At 65.5% G+C, this 8342-nt stretch carries 8 protein-coding genes and 1 tRNA gene; 5 read left to right on the top strand and 4 right to left on the bottom strand.

Going from position 1 to position 8342, the window contains the following annotated elements:
• A partial coding sequence (locus AC16XC_RS11505; protein ID WP_484034796.1) for a DUF418 domain-containing protein occupies window positions 1-402 on the bottom strand: 402 nt, incomplete at its 3' end.
• A gap of 213 nt (window positions 403-615) precedes the next feature.
• On the opposite strand from AC16XC_RS11505, the gene AC16XC_RS11500 reads away from it, so the two are divergent.
• The 3 genes from AC16XC_RS11500 to AC16XC_RS11490 all read left to right on the top strand — a co-directional run bounded on the left by AC16XC_RS11500 (window position 616) and on the right by AC16XC_RS11490 (window position 3193).
• On the top strand, window positions 616-1335 hold the full coding sequence (locus AC16XC_RS11500; protein ID WP_484034795.1) for an AAA family ATPase: 720 nt from the start codon (window positions 616-618) through the stop codon (window positions 1333-1335).
• Window positions 1336-1418: 83 nt separating this feature from the next.
• A complete protein-coding gene (locus AC16XC_RS11495) occupies window positions 1419-1808 on the top strand; it encodes a hypothetical protein (protein WP_484034794.1) in 390 nt (129 codons plus the stop codon).
• Between the two features lie 32 nt (window positions 1809-1840).
• Window positions 1841-3193, top strand: a complete 1353-nt coding sequence (locus AC16XC_RS11490) for an SPOR domain-containing protein (protein WP_484034793.1) — start codon at window positions 1841-1843, stop codon at window positions 3191-3193.
• Between the two features lie 68 nt (window positions 3194-3261).
• Here the strand turns inward: AC16XC_RS11490 and AC16XC_RS11485 are convergent, their stop codons facing one another.
• A complete protein-coding gene (locus AC16XC_RS11485; RefSeq protein ID WP_484034792.1) occupies window positions 3262-4494 on the bottom strand; it encodes a dihydroorotase in 1233 nt (410 codons plus the stop codon).
• Window positions 4491-5465 carry an aspartate carbamoyltransferase catalytic subunit gene (locus tag AC16XC_RS11480; RefSeq protein WP_484034797.1) on the bottom strand — a complete coding sequence of 325 codons (975 nt, stop codon included), beginning with the start codon at window positions 5463-5465 and terminating at the stop codon, window positions 4491-4493. The genes AC16XC_RS11485 and AC16XC_RS11480 overlap by 4 nt, the downstream gene beginning before the upstream one ends.
• A 442-nt stretch (window positions 5466-5907) precedes the next feature.
• Here AC16XC_RS11480 and sppA point away from each other — a divergent pair, with 442 nt between their 5' ends.
• Together sppA and AC16XC_RS11470 are read left to right on the top strand one after the other, a co-directional pair.
• A complete protein-coding gene (gene sppA, locus AC16XC_RS11475) occupies window positions 5908-7791 on the top strand; it encodes a signal peptide peptidase SppA (RefSeq protein ID WP_484034791.1) in 1884 nt (627 codons plus the stop codon).
• Between the two features lie 94 nt (window positions 7792-7885).
• Window positions 7886-7960: transfer RNA gene (locus AC16XC_RS11470), tRNA-Val, on the top strand.
• A gap of 152 nt (window positions 7961-8112) precedes the next feature.
• Here the strand turns inward: AC16XC_RS11470 and AC16XC_RS11465 are convergent.
• On the bottom strand, window positions 8113-8342 hold a 230-nt coding region (locus AC16XC_RS11465), incomplete at its 5' end, for a hypothetical protein (protein ID WP_484034790.1).

Here is an 8342-nt window from a genome sequence, read left to right as displayed (position 1 = left end):
CAGGATGTCGCCCCACCAGACAAGGAAGAAATGGGCCAGGCCGAACAGCATCAGGATAGCCAGCCGCCGCGCCTGCAGCCAGCGGGTCGCTCCCCGCTCCCACGCGCGCTCGGCGAACAGCGCCATGCCCGCACCGAACAGCAGCGAGAACAGCCCGCGCATCTTGCCGTCGATCAGCACATATTGGGCCAGCCAGACAGCCTCGTCGGCCGGTGACATCGGCTCGGGCAAGGCATGCGGCCAACCATAGGCCTCGAGGACATGCCCGAAGGCCACGATATTGGCGAACAGGATGCCGAGCACCGCAATCCCGCGGATGAAATCGAGCGAGACGAGCCGTTCCCGCTCGCCCACCGGCGAACCGGGGGTGTCCTCGATCGTATCCGTTTGCCGCTCCGCCATCGGAACCGCTTAGACCTGCAAGCCGGCAGCGGCGCAACCGCTTTCGGCGCCGGTGCGGACCGGCCGGCCCGCGTCGATCGTTCATCGCCCAGTTCCGCTGCCCGCTTCGTTTTGCGGCTCCACATTAACCTAAAATTAGGGGTGATCTGCGATCCCGGCGCAGGAACCGCCGGATTGAACAGGTTTTCCGGCTCGAATTTAGGGGGAACAGCCTTGCGCGTTTTGGCATTGGCATCGCAGAAGGGTGGTTCGGGCAAGACCACGCTTTCCGGTCACCTCGCTGTGCAGGCCCAGCGGGCCGGAGCTGGCCCGGTAGTTCTTATCGATATCGATCCGCAGGGTTCGCTCGCCGACTGGTGGAACGAACGCGAAGCCGAGTTCCCGGCCTTTGCGCAAACCACCGTGGCGCGCCTTGCAAGCGACCTTGCCACCCTGCGCCAGCAGGGCTTCAAGCTCGCGGTGATCGATACGCCGCCGGCCATCACCATGGCGATCCAGTCGGTCATCTCGGTTGCCGAACTGATCGTCGTCCCGACTCGCCCGAGCCCGCATGACCTGCGCGCGGTCGGCGCGACCGTCGACCTTTGCGAACGCGCGGGCAAGCCGCTGATCTTCGTGGTCAACGCCGCCACCCCGAAGGCCAAGATCACTTCGGAAGCCGCCGTCGCGCTCTCGCAGCACGGCACCGTCGCTCCGATCACGCTCCACCACCGCACCGACTATGCCGCCTCGATGATCGATGGCCGGACGGTCATGGAAGTCGATCCTGCCGGCAAGTCCGCCCAGGAGATCGGCGCGCTGTGGAACTACATTTCCGATCGCCTGGAGAAGAATTTCCGCCGCACCGTATTCGCCGCGCCGAACAGCGTTTCGCAAATCCCCGGCACGAACCGTCCCGCTGGCGGCTTTGGTCGCCGCGTAGCCCAGCATTGAGGGCCGCCAACATGAGCGAAGTCAGCTCTTTCGCTTCCCTCGGACCAACCCTCCTGGCCCGGAAGGGCGGCGCCCGCCCGGCCATGCGTTCGCAGCTCACGCCGATCCCGGGATACGAATCGGCCCAGGCCGAACTCGCGGACGATCTTGGCTGGAACGACATGGGCGAAGGTCACACGGCCGACGTGCTGCCGATCAAGCCTGCCAACGAGGATTTTGGCGGCCACCGCGATCCGCAGGCCGGGATGCAAGCCCGCGTCGCTCGACCTGGTCAATCGCGCAAATCGGCACTCGACCGTGGCCACCGCGCCGCGTTCACCTTGCGGCTCGATTCGCAGCGGCATCTCAAGCTCAGGCTCGCCTGCACGATCCGCAACAGCAGCGCCCAGCAACTTGTAACCGAAGCGCTCGACCAGCTGCTCGGCGAGATAGACGGACTCGAAGCACTCGCCAGCCAGGTGAAGCGCGATTGATGTTTGAATCTTACTCCAGTGGGGGAACGACCATGAAGTGTAATGCCAACAGCCAAGGTACCGGAACCTCGAAGCTGGTCGGCCTTGCCCTGACGACGGCGCTCGCCAGCGCCATGCTCACGGGCTGCGCGTCATCGGCGCCACCCGCAGCCATTTCCGCCCACCAGGCAGAGGACGCGCTCGCCCAGGGCAAGACCAGCAAGGCGATCAAATTCGCCGAAGCTGCCGTGCTGGCGGATCCGCGCAACGGCAGCTATCGCGCCGTGCTGGGTGCAGCCTATCTCGAGGCCGGGCGCTTCGCTTCGGCGGCAACCTCGTTCCAGGATGCGATCGAGCTTGGCGATTCTTCGCCGCGCAATGCGCTGAGCCTGGCGCTGGCGCTGACCGCACAGGGCAAATATGCCCAGGCGAACGGCGTCCTTTCCGACTGGGAAGGCACAATTGCCGAAAGCGATCTCGGGCTCGCCTATTCGCTCGCCGGGGCGCCGGAACGCGGGATCCATATCCTCACCAATGCGATCCGCAATGGCGACAATACCGCCAAGAATCGCCAGAATCTCGCCTACAGCTTCGCCCTTGCGGGCCGCTGGAAGGAAGCGCGGTTGATGGCGTCCGAAGACATCCCGGCCGACAAGGTGGGCGACCGGATGGCCGAGTGGGCCGCCGAGGTTCACCCCGAACTGTTCCGCATGCGGGTGGCTTCTATGCTCTCGGTCCCGGCAACGGAAGTCGATCCCGGCCAACCGGTCCAGCTGGCCCTGGCCAATTTCCCGACTTCGGACCAACTCGCGTTGGACGCGACCAGGGAACCCGCCTCTTCGGCGAATTCAAGCCTGGCGGTCGCAGCTCCGGTTCCGGCCCCTATCGAACGCGTCGAGGTCCCCGCGGCAGACGAAGCGAGCGCTCCGCAGCCGGCACCGGCCGTGGCCAGCGCTGCAGCTCCGCAAAGGAGCCTGACCCAGCCGGTTACCCAGGATTCGACCCGCTTCATCTCGCGCGAAGTGGTCCAGCCGCTCCCTGCGCGCAGCACCAATGCGCGTTCGTCGGTTGCCGCCCGCAGCACGGCCGCGCCCAGGGCCAGCACCAGTACGGACGGCTCTCACCTGGTGCAGCTCGGTTCCTTCACCAGCGAGCAGGGCGCTCGCCGCGCCTGGGGCATTTATGTCCAGCGCTACCCCGAACTCGCCGGACACGACATGGTGATCACCAAGGCGGTGGTCCGCGGCAAGGAATATTACCGTGTCGCCGCGGCAGGTTACAACGCCGCGAGCAGTCGCGCCATGTGCGGCCGCGTGAAGGGTTCGGGCGAAGGGTGCATTGCCTATGCCGCAAGCAACCCGCTGCCCGGCGCAGTCGATACCGGTCGCCGGTTCGCGATGAACTGATCGCGCCTTATGGCGAGGCAAGGGGGCTCCCGGCCACACCGGCGGGGAGCCCTTTTCATTGCGGCTCGCTAGCCGACTACCTTGATCCCGCCTTTGAACAGCACCCTGACCCGCCCTTCGACCCCCTGCCCGTCGAACGGTGTGTTGCCGGCGCTGGCTTCCATCTTGGCCGAGTTGACGACCCACGGCTTGTCGGGATCGATCAGCGCGATATCGGCTTCGTTCCCCGCGACCAGACTTCCGGCATCGACGCCGAGCAATTCGGCCGGCCTGGCCGCGATCAGCGCAAATACCCGCGGCAGGTCCACCACGCCATCCCTGACCAGGGCCAGCGACATCGGCAACAGGGTCTCGGCCCCGGCCATGCCCGGCTCGGCATCGGCGAACGGTAGGCGCTTGTCTTCCGGACCGCGCGGGTCGTGACCGGATGCGATGAGGTCGATCGTGCCGTCGGCGATCGCCTCGATCACCGCCAGCCGGTCGCGCTCTTCGCGCAGCGGAGGGGAAAGACGCGCGAAGGTGCGGAACTCGCCCGTCGCAAGGTCGGACAGCATGAAATGCGCCGGGGTGACGCCTGCCGTAACCGCAACGCCCCTCGCTTTGGCGGCCCGCACGAGATCGAGCGCGGCGCGGGTCGTGACCTGCCGCAAATGGAGCCGCGCTCCGGACAGTTCCGCCAGCGCGATATCGCGCGCCACCGCCAGCGCTTCAGCCTCTGCCGGGGCACTGGGCAGGCCCAGCCTGCTCGCCATTTCTCCGGCCGTGGCGACCGCGCTGCCGGCCAGCCCGCCGTCTTCGGCATGGGTCACGACCACCAGGTCGAGCATCGCTGCATATTGCATCAGGCGATGCATTACGCCTGAATCGCCGATCCATTTGCGGCCGGTTGCTACCCCCTTCGCTCCGGCATCGCGCATCAGTGCCAGTTCGGCGAGGTCGCGACCTTCGAGCCCGACCGTGGCCGCCGCCAACGGATGAACCCAGAAATCGGGTTTGCCGCTATGGGCCGAGAACTGGACCCGGGCCGGATGGTCCAGTGGCGGCGACTGGTCGGGCATCAGGGCCGCCCGGGTAATGCCGCCAAAATGGAAGGCCGGCTTGTCGACCGCGAACACGCCGTAATCGATCAGACCGGGAGCCACCAGCATGGCCCTGGCGTCGACGATCTCGTCGCCCGCTTCCGGCTCGACATCACCAAGACCTGCGATACGCCCCTTTGCAAGGCGCAGCACGCCCTGGCTCACGCCATCCGGCAGGACCAGGCGGCCATTGACGATCGCAATGGGCCGGGCCTGCATCATGCCCATTCTCCCGGACCCCAGCCGGGGACATCCCGCGCGCGCCGGGTAAGGACTTCGAGGCAGGCCATCCGGATCGCCACACCCATTTCGACCTGGCGGGTAATCAGCGAACGATCGATCAGGTCGGCAACTTCGCTGTCGATTTCAACGCCCCGGTTCATCGGGCCCGGATGCATGACCAAGGCGTTGCCGGCAGCGCGTTTGAGACGCTTTTTGGTGAGGCCATAGAGATGGTGGTATTCGCGGGCCGAGGGGATGAATTGGCCGCTCATCCGCTCGGTCTGGAGCCGCAGCATCATCACCACGTCCGCACCCACAAGCGCGGCATCGAAATCGTTGAACGGCTCGGCCCCGATCGCCTCGATCCCGGCCGGCATCAGCGCGGGCGGCGCGCAAACCCTGACCCTGGCGCCCAGTGCCTGGAGGCACAGGATATTGGAGCGCGCCACGCGGCTATGCAGGATGTCGCCGCAAATAGTGACGGTGAGCCCGTCGATCTCTTCCTGCCCTCGCGGCTTGAGCGCGTGCCGCAAGGCCAGTGCGTCGAGCAGCGCCTGGGTCGGATGTTCGTGCTGCCCGTCGCCGGCATTGAGTACCGGGCAATCGACCTTGTCGGCGATCAGCGCCACGGCTCCGCTCGAGCCATGGCGGATCACGATCGCATCGGCGCGCATCGCATTGAGGGTGACCGCCGTGTCGATCAGCGTCTCGCCCTTTTTCACCGAGCTCTGGGCGGCATGCATGTTGACCACGTCGGCTCCCAACCGTTTCCCGGCGATCTCGAAACTCAACAGCGTACGCGTGGAATTCTCGAAGAAGGCATTGATGATCGTCAGCCCCGCGAGGTGGTCGGTGTGCTTGTTCGGACGGCGATTGAGCCTCACCCATTGCTCGGCCTCGTCGAGCAGGAACAGGATCTCGTGCCGTTCGAGTTGTTCGATTCCCAAAAGGTCGCGATGGGGGAAGGCCATGGCGCCGGCCGGATAGCGATTCCTCGAACTCGTTGCCGCTGCCGAAGCAGCCGGCGCGGCAATCCGGCCAGGATTCTCGGGCAAGGCATCGAACTCGTCGAACGATATCGCGGTGCCACGGTCCCTTAATGCGTCGGCGATCCTGATCCGCCAGGCCGAAGGAACCCCGCGATTGGGCTGCCGCCATTTGAGGCGATTGGCTTCCGAAGCGCCGAGGCTCGCGGCCACTTCGTCGACAATCGCCCAGGTGAGATGTTGCGCCATGAATCCTGCTCAACTGGACATTTCGTCCAGCAAAGTCGGCATAGGGTCGGTTTTCCTCCTTGGCAACGACTTCCGCCGAACAGAATCGCCGTTTGCGCCGATATCGGTGGAACACTCCGCGATGCTTCCCTAGATTGGCGCGAGGAAACCGGATCGGGGCATCATCGGGAAAGACAATATGAGTTTCGCGGGCAAGGTCTGGCGTTTGCTGGTGGGCATCAAGGACGGTCTCGTCCTCCTGTTCATGCTGCTGTTCTTCATCACCCTGTTCAGCGTTCTTTCGAGCCGCCCGAGCCCTGGCGTGGTCCGCGAAGGCGCCCTGCTGATCGCCCTCGACGGGACGGTGGTCGAGGAAGCCTCGGAGTTCGACCCGCTCGATGTCCTGCTTTCGCAGCGCCTGCCGACCACCGAATATCCGGTGCGCAACATAGTCCGCGCGCTCGATGCCGCCGCCACCGACGAGCGGATCAAGGCGGTGGTGCTCGACCTGTCGCGCTTCCTTGGCGGCGGGCATGTCCATGTGCAGGAGATTGCCGCGGCGATCGACCGCGTGCGGGCGGCGGAAAAGCCGGTCCTGACCTTTGCGGTCGCCTATGGCGACGATGCGGTGATGCTCGCGGCCCATGCCAGCGAAGCCTGGGTCGATCCGATCGGCGGCGCGGCCATCCTCGGCCCCGGCGGCAACCGCCAATACTACAAGCGCCTGTTCGACGAATTCGGCGTCAACGCCCATATCTACCGGGTCGGCGAATTCAAATCGGCGGTCGAGCCCTACATGCTTACCGGCATGTCGCCGGAAGCGCGCGAGAATACCGAAGCGCTCTATGCGGTGGTCTGGGAGGAGTACAAGGCCAGTATCAAGAAGGCGCGGCCGCAGGTCGATATCGAGGCGATCACCCGCGATCCGGTCGGCTGGCTCGGGGCCTCCGGGGGCGATACCGCCGCAGCGGCGAAAGCCGCCGGGCTGGTCGACGTGATCGGCGACCGGGTGGCCTTCGGCGAGCGCGTCGCCGAACTGGTCGGCGAAGACCGGTTCGACAGCAACCCCGGCAATTTCGTCCATACCGAACTCGGCCCCTGGCTGGCGGCCAACCGCCCCGACAGCGGCGGCAAGGCGATCGGCGTGGTGACGATCGCCGGCGAGATCACCGATGGCGACGAGGGGCCAGGAACCGCCGGCGGCGAGCGGATCAGGGAGTTGCTCGACGATGCGCTCGACGACGACCTCGCTGCGCTCGTGATCCGGGTGGATTCGCCCGGCGGCACGCTGACCGGGTCGGAGGAAATCCGCCGCGCAATCATGCGCCACAAGGACAAGGGGATCCCGATCGCCGTCTCAATGGCCAATTATGCCGCGAGCGGCGGCTATTGGGTCTCGACCCCGGCCGACCGGATCTTCGCCGAGCCCGAAAGCGTGACCGGATCGATCGGCATTTTCGGCGTCCTGCCGAGCTTCGAGCGCACCCTCGCCCGTTTCGGGGTCGATAGCGATGGCGTACGGACCACGCCGCTGTCCGGCCAGCCGGACCTCTTGGGCGGGTTGACGCCCGAGGTCGACCAGTTCCTCCAGGCCACGATCGAACACGAATATCGCGTGTTCCTCGATGTCGTCGGGCAATCGCGCGGCAAGAGCGCGGACGAGGTCGACACGATCGGCCAGGGCCGGGTGTGGGATGGCGGCACGGCGCGCCAGCTTGGCCTGGTCGACCAGTTCGGCAATCTCGACAATGCGATCGAATGGGCCGCCAGGGAGGCAGGGCTCGAAGCGGGCGACTGGCATGCACGCTTCATCGGCTCGCGCCCGTCGCAATATGATTCGCTGATCCGTGCGCTGCTGATCGGCGGCGAAAACCGCGAGGCTGCCGCGCCGCGCGACCTGTTCGCGCTCGTCGGGGCGCAGCATCGCGACGTTACAGCGCAGGTCGCCCGCGATCTCGAGCGGCTGCTCGGCGCGAAGGGCGCACAGGCCTATTGCCTCGAATGCGCCCCGCTGCCCGCGGCGAGCGAGCGGCAGGCCGAGCTCGGCTTCTTCGCCCGGCTGGTCAGGCTGTTGCTCGACTAGCCGCACGCCCCGGCGCGGGTTTGCGCTTGTCTTGGCGCGCCGGAAATGGCAATGGCCCGCCCCTGCCGGCAAGGCCTTTGCCTCGCATCCCGGCGGGCGCGTAGCTCAGTGGTAGAGCACACCCTTCACACGGGTGGGGTCGCAAGTTCAATCCTTGCCGCGCCCACCATTCTCCCGCATCCGGCACGCAGCCGGGTCAGCCTGTCCTGAGCCTGTCGAAGGGGTATAGAGCGGGCGGATCGCGCTGGCGGCTACGTCGGTGCCATGGGAATTAAGTATACTGTCCCCGGAATTCGCTGCTGTCCCTAGAATTCATTCTAGTTAAAGCCCGTCAATCGAAGATGCTCTCTTGATATATTTGAGGGCAGCAACCGCATTTGCAAAAGACGCAGCAACCAATAAATAAAATATGGCGCCTTGTTGTGAAGTCGAAATTATTGCTGCTAAGCCACAAGCTACTGAAGCTCCGCCAAACAACCAAGCTGCAATTTGAGCAAGCTTCCGTTCTGATTTCAACATGAAATGTCTACCGCCACGGTAATGACTAGCGC

The sequence above is a fragment of the Candidatus Andeanibacterium sp. genome, from assembly GCF_057143545.1.
This window is presented reverse-complemented; position numbering and strand designations above follow the sequence as displayed.